This window comes from Bacteriovorax sp. BAL6_X, assembly GCF_000443995.1.
In the GTDB taxonomy this organism is placed as follows: domain Bacteria; phylum Bdellovibrionota; class Bacteriovoracia; order Bacteriovoracales; family Bacteriovoracaceae; genus Halobacteriovorax_A.
The window spans coordinates 757563-780548 of sequence record NZ_AUMC01000010.1 but is presented as its reverse complement, the minus strand read 5'-3'; the positions used below and the strand labels follow the sequence as shown (position 1 = coordinate 780548).

Annotated in this window: 21 protein-coding genes; 9 read left to right on the top strand and 12 right to left on the bottom strand. The window is 37.7% G+C overall.

The annotated features are described in order from the left end of the window. Positions 1 to 2: 2 nt before the first annotated feature. Together M902_RS14405 and msrA are read right to left on the bottom strand one after the other, a co-directional pair. Entirely contained in the window at positions 3 to 1505 is a 1503-nt protein-coding gene (locus tag M902_RS14405) for a hypothetical protein (protein WP_021268610.1), read from the bottom strand. A gap of 74 nt (positions 1506 to 1579) precedes the next feature. Beyond that, positions 1580 to 2629, bottom strand: coding sequence for a peptide-methionine (S)-S-oxide reductase MsrA (gene msrA / locus M902_RS16725; protein ID WP_021268689.1), 1050 nt, complete (start codon positions 2627 to 2629; stop codon positions 1580 to 1582). A 145-nt stretch (positions 2630 to 2774) separates the two neighbouring features. Between msrA and M902_RS14395 the strand changes: the two genes are divergently transcribed. After that, on the top strand, positions 2775 to 5915 hold the full coding sequence (locus M902_RS14395) for an efflux RND transporter permease subunit (RefSeq protein WP_021267866.1): 3141 nt from the start codon (positions 2775 to 2777) through the stop codon (positions 5913 to 5915). A 4-nt stretch (positions 5916 to 5919) separates the two neighbouring features. Here M902_RS14395 and M902_RS14390 read toward each other — a convergent pair whose 3' ends face one another. Next, positions 5920 to 6504: a DNA-3-methyladenine glycosylase I gene (locus tag M902_RS14390; RefSeq protein WP_021267900.1), complete on the bottom strand. Its 585-nt coding sequence runs from the start codon at positions 6502 to 6504 to the stop codon at positions 5920 to 5922. Positions 6505 to 6582: 78 nt separating this feature from the next. Here M902_RS14390 and M902_RS14385 point away from each other — a divergent pair, with 78 nt between their 5' ends. Beyond that, entirely contained in the window at positions 6583 to 7854 is a 1272-nt protein-coding gene (locus tag M902_RS14385; RefSeq protein WP_021267879.1) for a dicarboxylate/amino acid:cation symporter, read from the top strand. Between the two features lie 54 nt (positions 7855 to 7908). Here M902_RS14385 and M902_RS14380 read toward each other — a convergent pair whose 3' ends face one another. After that, positions 7909 to 8448, bottom strand: a complete 540-nt coding sequence (locus tag M902_RS14380) for a YceI family protein (protein ID WP_021268237.1) — start codon at positions 8446 to 8448, stop codon at positions 7909 to 7911. A 104-nt stretch (positions 8449 to 8552) separates the two neighbouring features. Between M902_RS14380 and M902_RS14375 the strand changes: the two genes are divergently transcribed. The 4 genes from M902_RS14375 to M902_RS14360 all read left to right on the top strand — a co-directional run bounded on the left by M902_RS14375 (position 8553) and on the right by M902_RS14360 (position 11034). Continuing rightward, on the top strand, positions 8553 to 9419 hold the full coding sequence (locus tag M902_RS14375; RefSeq protein ID WP_021268347.1) for a LysR family transcriptional regulator: 867 nt from the start codon (positions 8553 to 8555) through the stop codon (positions 9417 to 9419). Between the two features lie 97 nt (positions 9420 to 9516). Then, the gene (locus M902_RS14370) at positions 9517 to 9900 is read left to right on the top strand and encodes an RNA-binding protein (protein ID WP_021268095.1); all 384 of its coding nucleotides are present in this window, start codon (positions 9517 to 9519) and stop codon (positions 9898 to 9900) included. Next, positions 9900 to 10250, top strand: a complete 351-nt coding sequence (locus M902_RS14365; RefSeq protein ID WP_021268419.1) for a DUF1456 family protein — start codon at positions 9900 to 9902, stop codon at positions 10248 to 10250. The genes M902_RS14370 and M902_RS14365 overlap by 1 nt, the downstream gene beginning before the upstream one ends. After that, on the top strand, positions 10207 to 11034 hold the full coding sequence (locus tag M902_RS14360; RefSeq protein WP_021268323.1) for a S1 RNA-binding domain-containing protein: 828 nt from the start codon (positions 10207 to 10209) through the stop codon (positions 11032 to 11034). Before M902_RS14365 ends, M902_RS14360 begins: the two co-directional genes overlap by 44 nt. A 63-nt stretch (positions 11035 to 11097) precedes the next feature. Here M902_RS14360 and M902_RS14355 read toward each other — a convergent pair whose 3' ends face one another. From M902_RS14355 to M902_RS14335, 5 genes are all read right to left on the bottom strand, one after another. Further along, positions 11098 to 11295 carry a cold-shock protein gene (locus M902_RS14355; RefSeq protein ID WP_021267754.1) on the bottom strand — a complete coding sequence of 66 codons (198 nt, stop codon included), beginning with the start codon at positions 11293 to 11295 and terminating at the stop codon, positions 11098 to 11100. A gap of 103 nt (positions 11296 to 11398) precedes the next feature. Then, positions 11399 to 11812, bottom strand: coding sequence for an HIT family protein (locus M902_RS14350; protein WP_021268620.1), 414 nt, complete (start codon positions 11810 to 11812; stop codon positions 11399 to 11401). Next, a complete protein-coding gene (locus M902_RS14345; protein ID WP_021268327.1) occupies positions 11805 to 13037 on the bottom strand; it encodes a TIGR03862 family flavoprotein in 1233 nt (410 codons plus the stop codon). The genes M902_RS14350 and M902_RS14345 overlap by 8 nt, the downstream gene beginning before the upstream one ends. A gap of 37 nt (positions 13038 to 13074) precedes the next feature. After that, the gene (locus M902_RS14340) at positions 13075 to 13536 is read right to left on the bottom strand and encodes a BLUF domain-containing protein (protein ID WP_021268210.1); all 462 of its coding nucleotides are present in this window, start codon (positions 13534 to 13536) and stop codon (positions 13075 to 13077) included. A gap of 96 nt (positions 13537 to 13632) precedes the next feature. Next, the gene (locus M902_RS14335) at positions 13633 to 14577 is read right to left on the bottom strand and encodes a PHB depolymerase family esterase (RefSeq protein ID WP_021268677.1); all 945 of its coding nucleotides are present in this window, start codon (positions 14575 to 14577) and stop codon (positions 13633 to 13635) included. A 180-nt stretch (positions 14578 to 14757) separates the two neighbouring features. Here M902_RS14335 and M902_RS14330 point away from each other — a divergent pair, with 180 nt between their 5' ends. Then, entirely contained in the window at positions 14758 to 16353 is a 1596-nt protein-coding gene (locus tag M902_RS14330; protein ID WP_021267890.1) for an ABC-F family ATP-binding cassette domain-containing protein, read from the top strand. A 218-nt stretch (positions 16354 to 16571) separates the two neighbouring features. Continuing rightward, entirely contained in the window at positions 16572 to 17177 is a 606-nt protein-coding gene (locus M902_RS14325) for a hypothetical protein (protein WP_021268745.1), read from the top strand. Between the two features lie 39 nt (positions 17178 to 17216). On the opposite strand, the gene M902_RS14320 is transcribed toward M902_RS14325, so the two are convergent. The 3 genes from M902_RS14320 to M902_RS14310 are packed head-to-tail and all read right to left on the bottom strand — an operon-like array spanning position 17217 to position 20960. After that, positions 17217 to 19706: an ABC transporter permease gene (locus M902_RS14320; protein WP_021267850.1), complete on the bottom strand. Its 2490-nt coding sequence runs from the start codon at positions 19704 to 19706 to the stop codon at positions 17217 to 17219. Next, positions 19696 to 20370, bottom strand: coding sequence for an ABC transporter ATP-binding protein (locus tag M902_RS14315; protein WP_021268096.1), 675 nt, complete (start codon positions 20368 to 20370; stop codon positions 19696 to 19698). Before M902_RS14315 ends, M902_RS14320 begins: the two co-directional genes overlap by 11 nt. Continuing rightward, entirely contained in the window at positions 20370 to 20960 is a 591-nt protein-coding gene (locus tag M902_RS14310) for an arylesterase (protein ID WP_021268519.1), read from the bottom strand. Before M902_RS14310 ends, M902_RS14315 begins: the two co-directional genes overlap by 1 nt. 130 nt (positions 20961 to 21090) lie before the next feature. Here M902_RS14310 and recQ point away from each other — a divergent pair, with 130 nt between their 5' ends. Continuing rightward, a complete protein-coding gene (gene recQ, locus M902_RS14305) occupies positions 21091 to 22974 on the top strand; it encodes a DNA helicase RecQ (protein WP_021268175.1) in 1884 nt (627 codons plus the stop codon). The last annotated feature ends 12 nt before the right edge of the window (positions 22975 to 22986 follow it).

Below are 22986 nucleotides of genomic sequence, written 5' to 3'. Positions count from 1 at the left end.
GTCTAACCTTCCACTTTAAAGAATGACTGAATTCGACTAAAAAACTTCTCAATCCAACTGACTTCAACCGATGAAGGATTTCTTTCAGTCTCTTGTACTTCTGCCATAACTTCTGCAACTTCCTCCAGAGCAAGATCCATTTCATCACCGTGCTCAATTGAAACTACAGGGTTAGACTCCTGAGAGTTTGGCTCGATTTCTTCACCATTTTCATCAACTTCAGTAACAGTTGCCCTCTCTTCTAACTTAGACCTTTGATAAAGATAAATTGGCGTTGAGGCTGGAATAAATTGAATAAGTTGTCCAATAAGGCTTCTTTTATGTGTGATACTAATATCACCACGAGCAACGGCCTTCTCTTCAGCGGCAATCATGCGTTCATAAAACTTTGAATCAACAGTTTTGGCATGTTCTTTTAAAATTTTCCATTTCTTTACCGCAAGAGCATCGACCATACGAGCAAAGGTAACAAGAATTTCATCTTTAGGAACAGATGTATTTACATTCTTTAAGTGAGAATAACTCTTTTCAATATCATTTTTAAAACTCTTTACGATACTATTGATTTTTGGAAAATGAATCGTTCTAGCCTGTGCATTATAGAATGCCTGAAAGATACGAACTGCACGGTACTTTCCAATTCGCTTCGATTTATAAACAAGCCCCATAATTGAATCAATGATTTCAGGCTGAAGCATAAGTGAGATTAGCCAATTTATAACCTCAGCATTTCTCTCTTTCTTAAGCTTTGTTATCAGGGCAACAGGGTTCTCGTGAACAACTTTAGTTAGCTCCTCAAGATCAGGCCTTTTTACACCTTTAAAGAAAATAGGAAGGCTTCGCTGCTCTTTCTCACTCTCCACACCGAGATTCTCCAGAAGAATTTTAAGCTGTTCTTCACATTCACTATGACAAAGGTCACTACCACGAAGGTCCCTTAAGTGTTCTCTCACAAGTCGATACTCATAGTAGTGATTACCAATATGAAGAAGGTTACTTTGTACTTCTTTGTCTAATTGGGTTTTGAAAATTTCTGAGTTTGGTGAGTTTTCAAATTTTGAAAGAATAAATTCTTGAAATTCACTGCTATGGCCTTTTGAACTAATGTAGCTCTTAAGTTTCGATTTTGTGATCTCAGTTGATTCAAACTTCTTATTAATATCTGAAAGTCTTTGAAATGAGATAAAGTTCATCTCAAACTCACGAAAGAAGACTTCCCAGTCTCTTACGTTAACTGAATAGTGTTTCGTAAAGATATTATTATCAAGTCTTTCAATTTTTTTCCAAATTGCCAAAGTTGTAGCTGGCTCTTGGTGCTCACTAGAGTTTCTCAAGCGATTATTTAAGACCTCAAGCTTATTGATCTTTTGCTTTAGCGCATATTCAGGTGTGTCATAGAAAGAACTCTTTCTCATTCCAAGAAATGACTTAAGAACACCACCACATGATGCAAATGAATTAAACGTAAAATTGAATACAATTAAATAGGTAAATAGTCTTCTCATAGGCCCTCGTCGTCTTATCGGTGACTTGGGCCTAATCTTTAAAGAAAACAGATTAAATCATAATGTAATTTCAGTCACTTAAATAATACCAAGTACTGGCCATAGCCTTCTTTCTCTAGATCGGCCTTTGCAATAAAGCGCATAGCGGCAGAATTAATACAATAGCGTTTACCTTCTGGTCCTGGGCCATCATCAAATACATGACCCAGATGAGAGTCTCCACTTGAAGAGCGCACCTCCGTTCTAGTCATAAGTAGTTTATTGTCTTGCTTAGTGCTAACAACTTTTTGATCAATTGGTTTCGTGAATGCTGGCCAGCCAGATCCTGAGTCATATTTATCAAGAGAGCTAAAAAGAGGTTCTCCAGTTACAACATCAACATAAATCCCCTCCTCCTTATGATCCCAGTACTTGTTAGCAAAGGGCCTCTCTGTTGCATCGTTTTGAGTTACTTCAAATTCGAGTGGAGATAACTTCTCTTTTAATTCTTTTAGATCTGGTTTCTTATACATAACTTTATCCTTTGTTTTTTTCTTCTCACATTTTAGTGGCTTTGAAGCGGCATCCCGAATATGGCCCGCTCTTCCAGATAATTCTTTATAAACATTATAACGTATCGGATTCTTCTTATAGTAGTCCTGATGAGAATCTTCTGCTGGAAAGAATTTATGGGCCTTTTCAATGGACGTAACAATTGGTTTGTCATACTTCTTACAGGCCTCAAGATTGTTTTTGGAGTTTTGGGCAATTTCTTTCTGCTTCTCACTTTCATAGAATATAACACTTCGATACTGACTACCACGATCGGAGAACTGTCCACCACTATCAGTCGGATCAATATTTTGCCAATATACTTCAAGTAACTCTTCATAGCTAACAAGGGAATCATCATAGGTAATCTGAACGACTTCAACATGACCACTACTACCACTAGAAACCTCCATATAGTTGGGGTTCTCATTTGTCCCCCCCGTATAGCCAGAAACGACAGATTCTACACCTTTAAGCTTCTCAAATGGCGCTTCCATACACCAAAAACAGCCTCCACCGAATATTGCTGTTACCTTGGCCGCATGTATCCGAGGGCAAAAAGCGACTAATATAGTTAAGAGAACAAACTTCATTTTACCTCCATGAAACTTTCTTTAACATTCTTCGTATAAGTATTCGTAGCGGAAAACAAAATTGTTACATCCAAATTTTAACACAAAGGCCAGTGACCAGTTTAAAGAGTTTGACCTCGTGATTTTGGCCACTTAAAATTAAAATATGAAAAAATTTATACAATACTTTATCGATAATCTCCTAATTTCTAATGTTCTATTCTTCAGTGTCTTTGTCATCGCAATCTTTGCATGGACAAAAATCCCAAAAGAAGAAATGCCTGACTTCGAATCTCCTTATGTTCGAATCTCGACAGTCTTTCCTGGTGCCAGTGCCGAGGATGTTGAGTTCTTTATTACTAAGCCAATTGAAGAAGAATTAAAAGATGTTGCAGGTATTGAAGAGGTTCGCTCTGTTTCTTCAACAGGTTCGAGTTCAATTACCGTTGTTATGCTTGAAAATTACCCTAACCCAAGAGAGGTCTATTTAGATATTCAGGATGCAGCACTTCGTGCAGACCTTGCCAACGAAGCGAAGCTACCAACTTTTCACCAGTTCAAATCATCTGAGAAAGCATATATTGATATTGGCTTCTATCTAGAAGGAAAAAGAGACTTATCTGTAGCGGATCGCGAACGTCTACAACAACTAGTTCGTAACTTTGAAACCCAAGTAAAAACCTTACCAGCCGTTTCAGGTGTTGATCGAAGTGGTTACCTTGACCCTGAAAACCATATTCTTCTGAGTCCTGCAAAAATCAAAGAGAATAGAATTTCTATTCATAAAGTTGTTTCAAGCCTAAGAGAAAGTCATATTAGGGCCCCTATTGGTGTTCTTGAAGATACTCAACAGTCGAAAGTTACTTCTATCAATGAACTAATTGATGAGAGCGACTTTAAGGACCTTCTTGTAACAGGAAATTATGAAGGAGAAGGTATTACGCTCGATCAAATTGCCACCTTTAGAAAGTCTTATGAAAAAACAAATAGCATCTATAAAATCAATGGCCATGAAGGAATCATGCTTAACTTAAAGAAGAGTCATAACGTTGATATTCTTGAAGCAAATAAGGCCACTGTTGCCTTTATTGAAAAATATAAGAAGGGTCAACTCAATGATCTAAAAATCGTGACTCTAGATGATGAATCCTATGATGTTAAGAATAGACTCGCTATTGTTGCAAGTAACGGGTTATTAGGGTTTGCACTTATCGTGCTTGTTCTCTTTTTATTCCTCGACTTTAAATCGGGAGTCTGGGTAAGTATGGGGATACCTTTTACGCTTTGTTTTACCCTGATCTGTATGCTCATTTTTGATTACACTATTAATAATATGACCCTAGCTGCTATTATTATAGTGATGGGGATTGTTGTCGATGATGCCATTATTGTTGCAGAAAATATTGGCCGAATCACAGAAGATCACAAAGGTACTCTAAAAGAGTTAATGGATAAGGTAACAACAAATGCTGCAAGTCTTTTAATGCCAATTACAAGTGCTATTGCGACAACATGTGTGGCCTTTCTCCCACTTCTCTTCTTTGGTGGTTGGTTTGGTAAATTTGTCTACGTCTTACCATTTATTATCACCATGATGCTTGTGGCCTCCCTACTAGAGTCCTTTACAGTTCTTCCTGCTCACGTTTTTCAAAGAAAACCTAAGAAAAAACATAATGATGAAATAAGTTGGTTTAGAAAGTACGAAGACATCTATGCTAGAGTTCTAGCAAAGGCACTAAACTACCGTGCTCTAATTATAGTAATCTTCATAGCCTCGACAGCGTTTTCAGGCTATCTCTTCAAAACTAAACTAAAGTTTGTCATGTTTCCAAGAGAAGAAAGTAAAGAGCTAAGTTTAAGTGTTTACACAAAGAAAGGAACATCTAAAGATGAAATGAATGAATACCTAAAACCAATCGAAGATATTCTTCTTTCCCAAACGAAGGAATTAAGCATAGTGGGCTTCCGCTCAAATATTGGACAATCGAGACGCGGTGGTGCCGTTAATTACAACCGTGCCAATATCAATATTGAAATCCTACCAGCAGATGAAAGAAAGTTATCGGCCAACCAGATAATCGATATTTTAAAAAATAAAATGAAAGATCTGCCAAATATTGAGCAAGTACGCTTCTTTAAATCACGCTGGGGAAGTGGATCAGGATCAACTATTGAAATTCAAATACAAGAAAATGATGACAAGATTAGGGCCGAGATCGCAGACCTTCTTGCGCAACACCAAAAGAATAATAAAACTCTAAAGAATGTAGAAATTGAAAGGCCGATAAATACAAAAGAATATAATTTTAAAATCAATCAAAATGAGATTTTGAGATTTGGACTTACTCCAAGTGATGTTACCACTTCCCTTCGTACTTTCGTTCAAGGAACAGTTCTCTATACTCTTAAGAGTACGGATGAAGAGGTTGAAGTTAGACTTACTGTGGCCAAGAACTACAAAGTTGATATAGAGAGATTAAAACAACTTAGAATTGACAATGGTACTGGTGGATATGTACCGATTTCGCGCTTTATTACAATTGAAGAAGTAATTAAACCATCTAATATTGAGCGCGTGAATTATAAGCGAACAACAATGGTCTATTCTGATATTGAAGAAAGCTCAGGCGTTACTCCTCTAGAAGTGGCTGATCATTATGAGAACGAGGTTTTTCCAGATATCTTAAAGAAGTATCCTTCATCAATTATTAACTTTGTTGGTGAAATTGAAGAGACTAGAGAATCAACAGGTGATTTTATGATGGCCGGTTTCCTCGTTATCGCTCTTATCTATATGATTTTAACAATTCAGTTTAAGTCCCTGTCCGCACCTCTAATTATTATGACAATTATACCAATTGGCGTTTCAGGAGTTATCTATATTCTCATGGCCCATAATATGGAAATCTTTGGTTTCTTTGCAGTTATTGGTGCTCTAGGAATGATTGGGGTTGTCGTTAACGACTCGATTGTCCTCATCGATAAACTCATCAAAGATACAAAATTTACCACTGATAAGAACGAGCTGTTTAAGCAAATTGGTCAAATCTCGTCAACGAGACTTAGGGCCATTATCCTAACAACTCTAACAACTGTTATTGGAGTTCTGCCAACGGCCTACGGTTTTGCTGGTTATGATTCAATGTTATCAGAGATGATGTTAACGATGGGTTGGGGCCTAGCGATCTCAACAGTTATCACATTATTCTTAACACCTGCAATCTTCTCATTACTTTCGAAATTTCTAGTGACAGAGAACAAACCGAAGAAGGAAGTATTTTTAGACAATGGCCAAACAATAAATTGAGTTGCTATTTATAAGACCTATTTACAAGTTTTTTTCCATGTAAGTAACAATTTGGACTGTGATCCTGAACAATTCCACAGGCCTGCAAGAAAGCATATATAATTGTACTTCCCACAAAGCGGAATCCCCTCTTTTTCAAATCTTTTGAAATTTTATCACTTAGCTCAGTCTTCGAAGGATAATCTTTTAGAGTTGCAAAAGTATTGTAAATTGTTTTTCCATTCGTAAATGACCAAATATATTTATCAAAGCTTCCAAATTCTTTTTGTATTTCAATAAAGTATTTAGCATTCGATACCGTTGACTCAACTTTTAGGCGATTTCTAATAATGCCTGGATCTAATAAGAGCTTTTCGATCTTGGCAGGCGTGATCTTAGAAACTTTCTTTACATCAAAATTATAGAAAACCTTACGATAATGATCTCTTTTGTTAAGAACAGTTTCCCAGCTAAGGCCGGCCTGAGCGCCTTCTAAAATAAGGAATTCAAATAGAGTTCGATCATCGTGAACAGGCCTTCCCCACTCTTTATCATGATAGTCGACATATTGTTTATTAGATAACTTTAACCATGCACATCTTTCTTTCATAAGAAGTATTATAAACCTTTTTTTAATTCTAATTAAGGATTAAAATAAACATTCATGTACTTTCAGAAAGGATAATAAATGAGTAAAGTAGTCAAAAACTTAAGCTTCTGGGTACTCGTCGCAGGTGTACTTGGATATATTTTAGGATCAATCTTTGGTGATCCACTTTGGGCAACGTCAAAAAACCCACCAGATATTTATCAAATTATTGTTATGATTAAGGATGTCTTCATCAGCTCTCTCAAGATGATGATTGCACCAATGATTTTTTTCTCACTAATAGGTGGGATTATTAGTATTGGTGAGATCACAAAACTTAAATCTATGGGAATGGTGACTATTACTTATTATATTTCAACGACAATCATTGCAATTATTATTGGATTATCAGCAGTCTTCTTTATTCACCCATGGAAAGACTCTGGGGTAACAATAAAGACCAAAGATTCAATACAGCAGCAAAAGCCTGCAAAGTTTATTGCAGAAGGATCTAACTCAATCCCACTTGTTATTAAAAATGTTTTTACAACTGCACTTGTTAATCCATTTCATGCCCTAGCAAATAATAATATTCTTGGAATTGTGACTGCGGCCCTACTTCTAGGACTTTCTTTACTTATTGTTCATCATACCTCGAGTCCCCTTTATCAAATTGTTAAGGATCTCAATATCGTTATTAATCGGGTTCTCCATTGGATTATCAACTTAAGTCCAATTGGCATTTTTGCCATTGTCTTTGACTTCAAAGTCAAAGTATCAGGAGATATCTTTTCGGAGCTTCTCTCATTTGCCCTCTTAGTTTTTGGGGCAACAATGGTTCACGGACTTCTTGTTCTTCCATCAATTGCTTGGTTCTTTGGCGGACTAAACCCTGTGAAGTTATTTAAAAAGACCGCAAGACCTTTACTTCTTGCTCTTTCAACAGCGTCGAGTTCTGCGACTCTTCCTGTAACAATGCAAACTTGTGAAGAGGAATTAGGCGTATCAAAAGGTGTTAGTGGATTTGTTTTCCCACTAGGGGCCACAATGAATATGGATGGGACGGCCCTCTTTGAAGGGATTGCAGCTATCTTCTTAGCTAATCTTTATGGAGTCGAGCTTTCAGGTGTTGCCATGTTCTCCATCTTCTTTATGGCCATGCTCTCTTCAGTAGGTGCACCGGGAATGCCATCAGGATCAATGTCAGGGATGCAAATGGTTCTTCTGGCCGCGGGAATTCCCCTAGAGGCAATTGGTATTCTTCTGGTAATTGAAAGGCCCCTGGATACTTTTAGAACGGCCGTAAACGTTGAAGGTGATATAATTGGAGCTGTTGTTACTCAAAGATACTTAGATAAGAAATTAACATAAAAACAAAAGGCCGCTTATAGCGGCCTTTTTTATTGGAGTCTAAGAAAGTTTATTTTACTTTACAACAACATCAAATGCTAAACTAACTTTATCATCAATCGCTTTGTCACCAAGACTCTTAAAGAATGAAGCAGATCCATACTTAAGGCCAAAGTCTGTACGATTAAACTCTAGTGAACCAACAAAGTTCTTCCCTTTTTGTGCCGCTAAAAACTTAACTTCTTTTGTCTTTCCTAAGATTGTAAGATCAGCAGTTACAGTGAAACCTTCAACTTTTTTGATATCAAGTGTTGCAGTTGGATACTTTGATACATGAAAGAAGTCTTCATTTTTAAGGTGTCCGTTTAATTTATCTAACCACTCACCTTGAAGGTCTGTTGCAGTAAAAGAGTTCATATCAACAACAACTTTTCCTGATACAAGTTGACCTTTTTCAAGCTTTACATCACCTGATTTAATTTTAACTGTACCGAAGTGACGACCTGTTACCTTAGTACCTTGCCAAAAAACAGTTGATTTAGAAGTATCAATTTTTTCAGCATTTGTTGCAAATACAGTAAATACCGCAAGGGCCATAACCATAAATTTACTCATAATATTCCTCCGTTTGAATTATGAAATAATTTTTAAAATATCTTAACAAAATACAGAGGAAAATAAAGATCATTATTAGCGACAACATGTGCTATAATTCGACCATGATGTGGATAACAATTGAACAGATAAAATGTCTACAGGCCTTAGAGAAAGCTGGTAGCTTTACGAAGGCCGCCTCGGAGCTTTCAAAGGCAAAGTCGGCGGTAATTTACTCAATTAACAATCTCGAGGAACAAGTAGGCTTTGAGCTCGTTGATCGTTCATCATATAGGCCAACAATCACTGCTAAAGGAGAAGAGTTCTTAAGCGAGGCATCAAAACTTACGAAACAGTATGATGAACTTATTCATAGAACTCAGCAAATCTCATCAAATGTTGAAACAAGATTATCGATTTCAGTCTCTGGAATTTACGGCCTCGATAAATTGTATCCAATTATCAAAAAGGCCATGGCCCGCTACCCTTCTACAGAAATCATTCTTGAGCGAGAAGTACTGAGTGGCGAAAAAATGCTTTTAAACGACAGGGTCGACCTTGCAATCTTTGAAGATCTCTCAAGTATCAAAAATTTTGATTATAAGATCGTTGGCAAAGTAGACATGTATCTTGTGGTAGCAAAAGACCATCCATTTCTAGCGCTTCCAAAGAAGCAACAGAACTTTAAAAGTCTTTCCCAATTTCCACAGATTATTCAACGAAGTACCATTCCAGATGACTCTACAAGTATTGGGGTTATTGAAGACTCACTAAAATGGAGGGTTACAGATACCCCTTCTAAAAAGGAGATTATTCTCAATGGATTTGGTTGGGGAAGACTCCCTTTTTCATTAATTGAAAAGGAGTTAAAGAAAGGACAACTTATCCATTTAAAGCATCTCGAAACAAAAGTACCTGTCACCTTCTGCTTAGGTCATAAAAAGGAGCACCATTTAGGAGAAGTCGCCCAATTTATCTGGGATTCCTTCTAAAATAGCGCAAATAAATTACCTGATTTTGGCATTTTTTCCCATTTCTCAAACATTTAGTGCTAAGTTGGCCCATTAACACTAAAAATTAAGGTAAAAAATGAAAACTGTTTACATAGGTAATCTCAATTATAAGATCACTTCTGAGCAATTGAAAGGTATCTTCTCACGTTATGGACGTGTACAAGATGTAAACCTTTTAACAATCCCAGGAACTCAAAAGAGTAAGGGTATCGCTTTTATAAAAATGCAAAATGAACAAATGGCACAAAAGGCAGTCGATGGCCTTGATGGCTCTATGCTTGATGGAAGAACTGTTAAAGTATCAATCGCCAAAGACAATTTTGAAGAGCAGAAAAAGCGCAAGAAAGAAACAAAGGCCAAGATTGAAAAAGAAGAAGCTCAAGAAATCATTATTGAAAAGAAGAAAGCTCGTCGCCGTCGAGGATTAAATGAGCTATTTGACCATCTAGGAAAGAAATAATGACGAATAACGATATTTTAAAAAAACTACGAATTGCTCTTTCTCTAAAAGATTTTGAAATTATCGAAATATTAAAACTTGTTGATTTTGAAATGACAAAGACTGAGCTATCAGCATTATTTCGCAAAGATGATCACCCAAATTACAAAGAATGTGGTGATCAAGTTCTCAGAAAGTTCTTAAATGGCCTAATCATTAAGAACCGTGGAACTCGTGAAGAGCGTGCGGCAAAAGCAGCAAGTGCACCTGAAGTGAAAAAAACTTTTAATAAAAATCCAAAACCAAAGGCAAAACCAAATGCTCCACGTGGGAAAAAACAATATACTAAAGGTCCTAAAAAAACTTCATAACGGTTACACACTAATTGATGAAGAGAATACGCAGGAAGTATTTCTGCCAGAGAATTTTGCGCCATTGAAAGTTGATGTAGGTTCAAAAGTTAAGGCATTTGTTTATCCCGATACACAAGGAGAGCTTGTAGCAACAACAGAGCTTCCTCTTGCAGTTGTTGGTGAATATGCCCTACTAGATGCCATTGAGATTCAAGAATTTGGTGCCTTCTTTGATTGGGGTACATCTAAAGATCTACTTGTTCCAGGAAATGAGCAGAAAATCAAAGTTAGAAAATTCGAATCCCATATTGTTCGCGTCTGTAAAGAAGATGGAACAGGCCGTATTTTTGGAACAACAAAACTGGGAAAATATATTGAGTCTTCAGATTTCGATATTTCCATAGGAGATGAAGTTGACGTCTATCTCGCCAAAGAAAGTGAATTAGGCTTTAGAGTTATCGTAAACAAGAAATTCATTGGTATGATTTACAAGAATGAAATCTTCCAACGCGTCTCTTGTGGAAAATACTATAAAGCATTTGTAAAAAAGCTTCGTGAGGATGGACTTGTTGATGTCGCCCTTCAAGAACAAGGTGTAAAGAATCTTGTGGATTCAAAAGATATTATTATCGACTTCTTAGAAAGAAACGGTGGCTCCTCATTTTTAAATGACAAAAGCTCTCCGGAAGATATTAAGAACTTCCTTAATATGAGTAAGAAGACCTTTAAAAGGGCAATTGGAATGCTTTATAAAGACAAGATGATTACTATTTCTGACAGTGGAATCAAATTAAATCAATAATAAAAAGAAAGGCCCACAAAATGTGGGCCTTCTTTTTTAAGTACTCAAATATATAATTTAAAATTAACCTTGAACTACTTTTACATTTACGGCACATGGACCTTTAGGACCTTCACCTAATTCATATTCTACGCTATCACCGTCATTTGGCTCTCCACCTTGAACTGAAGAAATGTGGAAGAAAAGATCTCCACCGTCATCTTTTGTGATAAATCCAAAACCTTTAGCTGAATTGTAGAATTTAACTTTACCTGTACTCATTTAATTAACCTCGTAAAAAAATTTTTTTCGTTAGAAAGATTTTACCTCAGTGTTCCCATAATTCCTAAGAAAAAAGAAAAAAAATTTATTTTGCTGATCCTTGTCACTTGGATAAACGCGACGCTCCAAAATGCGCTTTAAACGTTGCCTCTAAGTCACTGATTTTATAGATTTCTTTATTTGGCTTCGTCCCCCATATTGCATCTGGCCAAGAACGATCACTTTCATAACGACAGATTATATGCACATGAAGTTGAGGAACCATATTCCCAAGGGCCCCGATATTTAATTTTTGAGGCCCATACTTATCAGTAAGAAAGCGACTTACCTCATTAATCTCCTCTAATAAAGTCACTTGATCTTCCCAAGAGAGCTCATGAATTTCTCGAATCCCCTCGCGTTTTGGAATAATCACGGCCCATGGGTTTTCCGTATCAGGTAAGAGCATTACCTTTGAGAGTTTCATATCATCTATTTCAATTAAGTCTCTTTTTAAAACTTCGTGTAACTTAAACATCGATACCTTCTTTCTTCTTTATTGATTTTACGGCCCTATATGCAGTCGAGAAACAGCCCTGTAAGAGATAGCCACCAGTTGGTGCTTCAAAGTCAAGCATCTCACCAACAAAGTAGTAATGATTATTTTTAATAGCAGATAAATCATCATTTAAACTTTCAAAACAAACACCTCCAGAAGTGGAAATTGCCTCTTCTATTGGTCTCGATCTTTTTACTTCAATTGGACAATCCTTTATCGTCATGGCCAAGTACTCAATATTCACTTGGGCCTTTGTGCGATCAAGAACTTCATAAAGTAAAGAAGTAGCAATCTTATCAAAGCCTAATTGCTTTCTGAGTCGATTAGTTAGAGAATCCTTACTTTTATTTGAAAGTTTTTCTATGACCTCTTCTAGTTTTAAATCTGGTTTAAAGTCGATATGAAGATAAGCTCTTTGAGTATGCTCCAGTTCATCTCGAAGCCCATTGGAAATAGCATAAACGGCACCGCCTTCAACACCATAAGGAGTTAACATGATCTCCCCTCTAGCTTTTTGAGTTTCATTAAAGACAACAACATTCTTAACAAAGCCACGATCAACTTTTTCTTGAAAGTGTTTTGACCAATCTATCTCAAATCCACAATTCATGGCCTTAAGAGGAGCTGTTGTTACTCCAAGGGCCTCGATATAATCCATCCATTGCCCGTTACTTCCGGTCTTAGTCCAACTTCCCCCACCCATGGCAAGAATATAATAGTCCGCTGTTTGGGCCTTATCACTATGATCATACTTAAAGATCAAGTCACCGTCTGGCGTAATTTTTTTAAGAGAATGCTTTAGATGCAAATGAAAGTTTTCATGTGACTTTAGTGTATTCATCCATTGATGTAAGATATCTGCAGCCTTCATTTTCTTTGGAAAAATTCTCCCGCTTGTTCCGACAAATGTTTCCGTACCAAGGGAGTTTGCCCATGAGACAAGATCACTTGCACTAAAGTCTTTTAATAAAGAGGAGAAAAGCTCTTCATCTTTAAAATATTTTTTTGCAAACTTATCTAACTCTTCACTATGAGTAAGATTGAGTCCGCTATTTCCTGCAACTAAGAATTTCTTACCAACTCCACCAGTTTGTTCATATAGGTGAACCTCAATTCCCTCTATTCCAGAGTTTAATAATTCATAAGCACAGAAGAGGCCTGCAGGGCCTCCTCCAACAATGGCAACGATAACTTGATTTGACATGATAGAATATTATCACGCCAACAAGTTAGAGAAAAGTCTAAGCCGCTTTTGATGATATTGTATCCATATCAATCTTGTAGCGCAATGCTTCGATCAAGCGGTCAACCTTCTCCTGAGAGATTGGTTCTTTTCGACGAGAATCATTTATTAAATCATTCCATGCTATCACATGATCAATAACATCTAAGTCCATATCATTGAGTTTAACCAAGGCCAATGGCCAATTTTCAAAACTACGATTTTCAATCTCACGATCCGTCAATAAATTCACGTTTTGATGACGAGTATCCAAAATAATTTTATTATATGTGTAGATAACATCATCTTTCTTGCCTTCAATAACCTGAAAGAAAAAGCCACTATTATACATTAAAACACCTGTTACATCCCTAGCGTTATTATTTCTAAACGAAGAAGAGACAATCTTATCCAAGTCCTTTTCTGGTTTAAAGTCACCTGTTTTTTCGCTGATATAAATGATTTGATATTCTTTGCTCATAGAAACCACCTTTCTGCATATTTACATTTATTATAGATGTTTAAGAGTCCAAATGAAGACAAGAATGCTTAAATTGCAGCTTAATAATGAATCATTTCATTCCACCTGAGAATTGTTGTAATTCAGAAAAAACTTAAGCATCTTGCGATAAAAGTAGTACCTCAAAAGTTCTGCATGCTGACCTTTTTTCACAACGGCAAACTTTATAACGACATCGTCTTCACAATCACTATAAGTCTTTATAGTCGTTTCCTTTCCTCTGACAAACCAAGTAGCATTCGTTCTATTGTCATCAGACTGCAAGTTGCAGCGATTGTGATAAATCCATTTCTCCACAGCTTCTTGCGCCCCGACATGGCCAAAAGAATGTTCTGGATAATAATCCTTTCCGGCAAATGGAATCGTTTTATCCTTTGTCCCATGAATATGAAAAATAGGAATGGCCCTGACTTCAGGACAAGGGTCCTGTTCAACAATTACTTCACCATTCTCATCACGAAGATCTAGTGTTGCTCCCAACACCCCTATTGCTGTAACGTACTCAGGATAAGTACAGGCCATCTTAAACGAAAGAAAACCACCGTTAGAGTGGCCAAAGAAATAGATCCTACTCATGTCAATACGATCAAAACGTGGATGATTTGCGATATAATCAATAAGATTTTTAAGATAAAGAGTGTCATCAACTCCCGACTGATAAAAATCGCAACAAAAATTTCCCCCATTCCAGAAACGCTCTCCTTTTGGGTTCTTGCGTCCCTCAGGAGTAAGAATCATAAAACCTAACCGGTCCTTGTGAAAAGAAAGACGAGTTAAAAGATATTGGAGAAATATTGAGCTAGTATAAGCATGAATATTGACCACAAGTGGCCACTTTTTCTTTGAGTAATAGCGACGTGGTAACTCTAATAGTGCAGCAGGATGCCCTTCATCCGAGACCTTAATTCTATAGGTGGTTTGAAAATGTGGTTGATAAGAATAGACTTGCACAGTCTTAAATAGAAAGAACATAATCACCACGAGAGTGGCCCAGAACTTCATTTCTAGCTCCTTGTAATATCAGTATCATACTGTAGGTCATGGCCAGCTCTAGTAAAAATAGAAGGGATAAAGCAAAAATAATATTCATTTAACAGTTCAGTAAATCCATGGACTAATCGCATTAAATAGTTTAAGGTGAAGCCGTTAATTCATTGATAATTTAAATAAGAAGGATAATTTATGATTTCCACTTCCAATGTCAGTTTAAGCTTTGGTGGCAAAAAGCTATTTGAAGACGTTAATATCAAGTTTACGCCAGGTAATTGCTACGGTTTAATTGGTGCCAACGGTGCTGGTAAGTCTACATTCATCAAAGTTCTTTCTGGAGAAGTTGAACCTAATACAGGAACAATCAATATTACTCCAGGTGAAAGACTTTCTATACTTAAACAGGATCACTTCGCGTACGAAGAAGAACAAGTTCTTCAAGCTGTTCTTATGGGTAATGAGAAACTTTACTCAATCATGAAAGAAAAAGATGCCATCTATATGAAAGAAGACTTCAATGATGAAGATGGGATGAAGGCAGCAGAACTTGAAAGTGAATTTGCTGAAATGAATGGTTATGAAGCTGAGTCTGAAGCCGGAATTCTTCTTTCTGGTCTTGGAATTGGAACTGAGTACCACTACAAATATATGAAAGAGCTTACAGGGCCAGAGAAAGTTAAGGTTCTTCTTGCTCAAGCACTTTTTGGTTCACCAGATATTCTTCTTCTGGATGAGCCGACAAATAACCTTGATATCAAGGCCATTCAGTGGCTAGAGAATTTCCTACTAAATTATGAAAAGACAGTTATCGTTGTATCCCACGACCGTCACTTCTTAAATAAAGTATGTACACATATTGCAGATATCGACTTTGGTAAGATCACAACTTATGCAGGTAACTATGACTTCTGGAGAAAGTCTTCAGAGCTTGCTCAAAAACTTCGTGCAGACCAAAATAAGAAAGCAGAAGACAAGGCCAAAGAACTTAAGGCCTTCATTCAACGATTCTCTGCCAATGCTTCAAAGTCTTCTCAAGCAACATCGAGACAAAAGCAACTTGAAAAGCTTGAGCTTAATGACCTTCCAAAATCGACAAGAAAATATCCATTTGTACAATTCGATCCTAAGCGTGAAGCAGGAAAAGAAATTCTACGAGTTGATGGAATCACTAAGACAATCGACGGCGTTAAGCTTTTAGATAATGTTACGTTCATGATTAACAAAGACGATAAGATTGTTCTTCTCGGTGAGAACGATGTTGCTAAGTCGACTCTTATGAAAATCCTTATGGGAGAAATGGAGCCTGATTCAGGTTCTGTTGAATGGGGTGTAACAATCACAAAGTCTTACTTCCCTAAAGATAACTCAAGCTATTTCATGGATGGTAAGAACGATCTTGTGAATTGGCTAAGACAATACTCAGAAGACAAAGATGAAACATTTATTCGTGGCTTCCTTGGTAAAATGCTTTTCTCTGGAGAAGAGGCCCTTAAGAAGACTAATGTTCTTTCAGGGGGAGAGAAAGTTCGTTGTATGATGTCAAAGCTTATGCTTTCAGGTGCCAACGTACTTCTTGTTGATGGACCTACCGATCACCTTGACCTTGAAAGTATCACATCAGTGAACGAAGGCTTTACAAGATTTAAAGGTAATCTAATCTTTACTTCTCATGACCACGAGTTCATTCAAACGGTAGCAAACCGTATTATCGACCTTGACCACACAACAGGAAAAGTGATTGAAGATAAGTACGTTAGCTACGATGACTACTTAGCATCAAAAGCATAATCAATTTCAAATACAAAAGGCCTCTTCATGAGGCCTTTTTGCCACTTTTACCTTATTACAAGTTCAATTCCTGTAAGAAAATCCTCTAAGCATACAAAATCCCGTAATTTAAAATGTAAGAAAGTAAATTTCTTTAGCTATACAAAATTTTAATTTCAAAAAAGTCATCCCACGGGCTAGAAATTGCCAAATTCAGTTAAAACTTAGAGGGAGGTTTTATGAAAAAATTGGTTCTACTACTAGTCCTTACGGCCCTGACTGCAACGACTTTCGCCGCACCGGAAAGAGGAAGAAGAAATAATAATGATGACGAATTAAGAAATCGTCGCTCGCGTGATGCTAGAGATAGCAGATATAACAGAGACTCGCGCCGGAATAGACAACGCGATAGAAGATATGACGATCGTCGCAGAACAAGACCTGATCCGACACGCGCTTACCGCCGCTACCGTCACACACCAAACCGTGACTATGTAAGACACAATCGTCGTTGGACAACGGCCCGTGACTATCACAGAACAGTAAGACCAATCTATGTTTATAATAACCGTTGGCTAAGAGTTAGTGTCTCTTATGTTGATGGTTACTACTGGGATTACGATTACGACTACCCATACTTTATCTACAATGGATACCGTCACCGCTACAGTGCTTACGATACATGTAACTACGAGCTTGTTGACAGCTGGAGCGATTCAGTTCAAAGAACTTTCTACACATACTCGTGTTCGACAGGCTATGACCTATGTGCAGATCTTCGTGATGAACTAAATGACTACGAATACGATTACCGTTATTTCTGTGCCGAAAGATATAACTGGTAGATTCAATACTTATATGAGGGCCACATAATGTGGCCCTTTTTATTTTCGAATGAATCGATTAAATGAAGAAAAAGAAATTAAGATTGAAAGAACGATGATTAAAATAGCAAAGCCGATAATTTCAGTGGAGCTGAAAATATAATTTAAATCGAATTGAAGTTTTGCAACAGCATAAGTCACAAGCTGTCCTAGAGTTACTCCAACAACAACGGCACTCACTGACATTAAGGCCATCTCTTTCATAATGGACTTTCTAATCTCACTAAAACGAATCCCAATGATATTGATAAGTGAGATATCTTCTCGTCGAGACTCTAATTGGTGTGCAATGAGAGAGTAGATCACAAGAAGCCCCACAAGAAAGACAATGAAGCTCATTGTAACGAGAATCTTTGTGATACTCTCCATAATTGTTGCAACCCTTTTAAGGGAGCTTTGAATATCAATTAGAGATACATTTTGAAACTTGGCCGCAAAGTCTGATTGAAGCTGATCATTAACATCACCCTCACCTTTTCCAATGGCAGCAATGAAAGTCTTTGGAGCATCCTCAAGAACCCCTGGGCCAAATGAGATAAAGAAATTTGGCAGGAAGCTCGTCCAACGAATCGAGCGAAATCCTACAACTTTAGCAATAATAGGCATCCCTAGAATATTATACTCAAGCTCATCACCAAGATTAATACCCAAACGACTCGCATAACGTTGTTCTAATGAAACTTCTGCCACTTCATCACTTTCAAAGTCAAAACGCTTAGGCATACGTCCTTCGACAATCTCTTCACCCCTTACAAGATGATCGCGGTAACTTAAGTTAGCACTGCGATTGCGACTACGTTGTTCTCTTTGTTCTTCTCTTGTTAAATCCCCAAGTTTTTCTGGGTTATAACCTTCACCATTAATCTTTACGAGTCGCCCACGAACCATTGGGCTGATATTGAGAAGGTCCAGCTTCTTCTGAGAAACAAAAGTTTTTAGATCCTCAACTTGTTCAGGCTGAATATCAAAGAGAAAATAAACAGGACGCTCCTCTGCTGGCATCGAAAGTTCCGCTCCAATGATATTCTTTACTGAAGGGATAAGAGTCATAAGACTTGTTGAAATGAACAGACATAAGAAGATAAACAATGTTGAAATCTTATGACGAGTCACATACTTAAAGGCCATATTAGATGATAAGCTAAGCTTTGGATTAAATTTTCCAAGCCATGAAAGAACAAAACTTCCCACAGGAAAGAAGACCCCCACAATAAGTAGGAAGACTGCAATGAATGCACTACCAACAATCAAGCTTTCAGATAAGTAGATGGCCATTACCCAATAGAAAATTACAATTGGAATAAATAACAAATAATCATAGAAGTTCTTTGAAAGGCTCGTATCATGATCAAAGAGTGCCTTTTGATCGACTCTTAAATAAGGAATAATAAGAGCTGGTGCTAAGACAATTGTAGAGGCAACCCCTACGGCCATTGTGACAAAGAAAGTTGAAAGGCTAAATTCAAGAGCAAAATTAATTCCTAAATTTCGACTGACCATGGTTTGTATAACAGGACTAAATGCCGTCCCAATTGCAATTCCTAAAAGTGAACCAAATAGGCCTAGAAAGAAAAGCTTTAACGTATAGATCTTAAAGATATCTTTCTTTCTCATACCAATAAATCCAAGAATCGCTAAATCCTTTCTTCTCTTTAAAAGGAATCCTCTAAAGAGGTAGATGAGGCCTAAACCTGCTAGGAATAGCCCACATAGAGAAACAAGCCCAAGAAAGTCAGCGAGATAATCCATTGAACGCCCGACTCTTTCAGAATTAGACTGAGGAGAGCGAATGCGAATAGAAGAGTCGATGATTTTGGCCTTTAAATCTTTCTCCCTTTTAATAAGCTCTTTGTCGCTTAACTCTTTGGCCATCTTAAAGTGTAGGCTTCGCCAAATTGTACTACCAGGTTTGATAAGATCAGTAGAATCAAGAACTTCATTTTTTAGATAGAGTCTTGGAGCAAGTTGCCCCATGGAAAAACCGGCAGAACCATCTTCTTCGACAATCCCCGCGACTTTAAATATTTTAGATCCAATCTTTATGTCCTTGCCTACATCAAGACCAAGTTGACCAACAAGTTCAGGATATATAAAGATTTCATTATCTTTTAAATCACGAAAGCTCTTGCCACTCTTTGCTAGGATCTCACCATAGAAAGGAAACCCGTGACCAAGTCCTCGTATATTGACGAGTCGACTTTTTTCGCCGTTAAAGAGCATCGAATAGAGTGAGCGGTTGCGAGTCATCTCACTATAGTCGAGATTAGATTTTGCAATCTCTAAGCTATCTTTCGTGATCGCAATTCGCGAGCTTACTGAAATATCAGATCCAAGTAGAGATTTTGACTTTGCCGTTAAAGCACTATCAAAAGAGGATTTAAAGACTTCGATGGTTGAAAGACCAACCATTCCTATCGAGAGATTTAGAATAAAGATGATAAAGAACATTGGAGAGCTTCTAAGCTCTCGCATAACCATTTTAAGCTTCAAGACTTAGCACTCCATTTTCTAAGTGATAAATCTTCTCACACCTCTTTGCTAAATCCTTATCGTGAGTAACAAGGATAAGACTCATCTTTTCATCGCGAACGATATCAAAAATGAGATTCATGACTTCATCACCTGTATTTTCATCAAGGCTTCCACTTGGCTCATCTGCCAGAAGAACTCCAGGGTGAGTTACGAGAGCGCGAGCAATGGCAATTCGCTGCTTCTCTCCACCGCTTAATTGATTTGGGAAGTGGGTCTTTCGATGACTCATGCCAACTTTTTCAAGAAAGTAATCAACACGACTTTTATCGGAAACACCATTAACCTCTAGAGGAAGTAAAACATTTTCATATGCATTTAGATGTTCTAATAAATGAAATTGTTGAAAGACCACACCAATATGCTTTGCTCGAAGATCAGTGATTTCTTCACTATTTAGATCTTTAAGTGAATTATTGCGATATGAAATATCACCACTAGTGGCATCATCAATTCCACATAAGAGTGATAAGAGCGTTGATTTTCCACTTCCTGATTTACCTAGGATTGCGATGGTCTCCCCTTCGCTAACTCCAAGCTCAACACCTTTTAAAACATTGAGGATTTCTTCTCCTTGAGAAAAATCCTTTCTAACTTCTTTGAGTGATAATACTAATTCAGTCATTATAAAGCTTTCCTTATAAACGGTGCGACCGTCTTTGCAATAATCTTGTGTCCTTCCTCATTTGGGTGGATGCCATCATCAATATTATACTGACGCTGTCCTGCTACATCCTTTAGTAAGAATGGAAGAAGAGTAACTCCCTCTTCTTTCTTTAAGTCAGGAAACATTTTTTGAAATTCTTTCGTATACTCAGGGCTATAATTTGGAGGGATCTGCATTCCAGCGAGAATAACCTTTACACCCTTACTCTTTGCAAGCTTGATAGCATTTTTTAAATTCTCTTTTGTTGAATGAAGCTTTATTCCACGTAGCCCATCATTTGCCCCGAGGGCAAGAAGCATGACATCTGGCTTGCCTCTTAGTGACCACTTAAGGCGAGAGATTGCAGATGCTGAAGTAGAGCCGCTAATACTTGCATTCATGACTTCAATTTTGATTCCATCTTTTTTCAAGATATCTTTCACAAGATTTGGGTAGGCCTTCTCTGGATCAATTCCATATCCGGCAGTAAGAGAGTCTCCGAGAAAGAGAACTTTTGGCGCAGCAAAAGTTGAGAGACTAATTAATAGAACTAGTAAAATTTTATTCATAACAACTCCAATCATATTATTTTAGGGCATCACAGCAAAAATAGCGAAGCTCATTTCGCTTTTTTACAAAGATTTAACAAAGCCTTTATTAATGCTTTGCTGGCCCTCTTTCATCAGTTAAACTAGATTAGTGAGTCAAGGAATCGAGATACTTCAAAATATATTTGGTTATAGTACCTTTCGCGGCAATCAAGAAAAGATTGTGGAAAGTGTCATTGCAGGAAATAACGCACTGGTCCTCATGCCAACAGGTGGTGGGAAGTCTTTGTGCTATCAAATTCCAGCACTTGCCCGCTTTGGGACGGCCATTGTTATCTCTCCCCTCATCGCTCTTATGAAAGACCAAGTTGACGCCCTTATTGAAAAAGGCGTCGAAGCGGCTTACTTAAACTCATCAATTTCTCATAGTGAACAAGATGATATTGTGGGAAATCTTCTCAATGGAAATATAAAGATCCTCTACGTCTCGCCGGAGCGTATGATGAACGAATACTTTCAGCGAATCTTAGATCGCATTGAGATTTCTCTCTTTGCCATTGATGAGGCCCACTGTGTTTCTCAATGGGGCCATGACTTTAGACCTGAGTATATGCAGCTTGGCATGATCACAAAGAAATTTCCCGACATCCCTCGCATTGCTCTAACAGCAACGGCCGGTGAAGCAACACGTGGTGAGATCATTCGCTGTCTAAACCTCCATGGCTCAAGTCTCTTTATCAGCTCTTTTGATCGACCAAATATTACATACGAAGTTCAAAAGAAGACAACGAAAGAAAAAGACTTCTATCGTCTCACGCAATTTGTTCAAGATAATCTTGATGGCCAATCAGGAATCGTCTACTGCCTTTCACGCAAGGGTGTCGAAGAGTGTGCAGATAAATTAGTTAAGGCTGGTTTTAAGGCCTATGCCTACCATGCGGGAATGAGTGCCAGCTACCGCGAAAAAGTTCAAGAGAAATTTATCACCCAAAAGAATGTCATCGTTGTGGCAACTATTGCATTTGGAATGGGTATTGATAAGGCCGACGTACGCTTTGTTGCCCATATGGATATGCCAAAGTGTCTTGAGTCTTATTATCAGGAAACGGGACGAGCAGGACGCGACGGACTCCCTTCTCAAGTTTTAATGTTCTATGGGCTAAGAGATCTTGTTCTTTTAAAAAGAATTGCTAATAAAGGCGTTGGCGCAGCAGCTCGTCGCCGCGTGAATGAAGAAAAGCTTGATGCCATTCTTGGTTTTTGCGAGGCCACAACTTGTCGCCGCGAAGTTCTTCTTAATTACTTTAATGACCCCTATCAAGGCCCATGTGGTAATTGTGATATCTGCTTAAGTCAACAGACTAAGCAGAAGCTTATTAATGCAACTGAAATTGCCAAGACCGTTCTCACTTGTGTTTATGAAACTGACCAGCGCTACAACGTCCACTATATCGTCGATGTTCTCAAAGGAAATATTTCTGGCGTCATTCAAAAAAATGGCCACCACCATATCACAAGCTTTGGTTATGCAAGTAAGGAAGACGAAGGGTTTCTCTATTCTCTATGTCGCCAACTAATTGCTCAAGGTCATCTAAAGATGGTTATGGACGGAAGTTCAGAGATAAAACTTACTCAATCGGCCATCGATGTTATTGAAGATCGCAAGCAAGTCATGATTCGTGCAGACTTTAAAAAAGGTGCACCAGCATCAAAGTCCACTGCGACTAAAGCAAAAGCAACAAAGAAGAAAGCAGTTCGCAAAAAGGCCACAACTCGCAAGAAAGCTGTCGCCACATATAAGCCTAATGACGGAACAGATAAAACAACGTATGAGAATTTAAAAGTTCTACGATCAAAGCTTGCCAAACAGAAACGCACACAGGCCTTTAAGATTTTTCCAGACAAGACTCTTATGGAGATGGCCGCCCAACGCCCACAAACTCTCGATGATCTCGAAAGCATCTATGGGGTTGGGCCTAAGAAGCTTAAGCGCTTTGGGAAGATTTTCCTTGAAGCTCTTAATAACGATTTTTAATTCTGATCATTA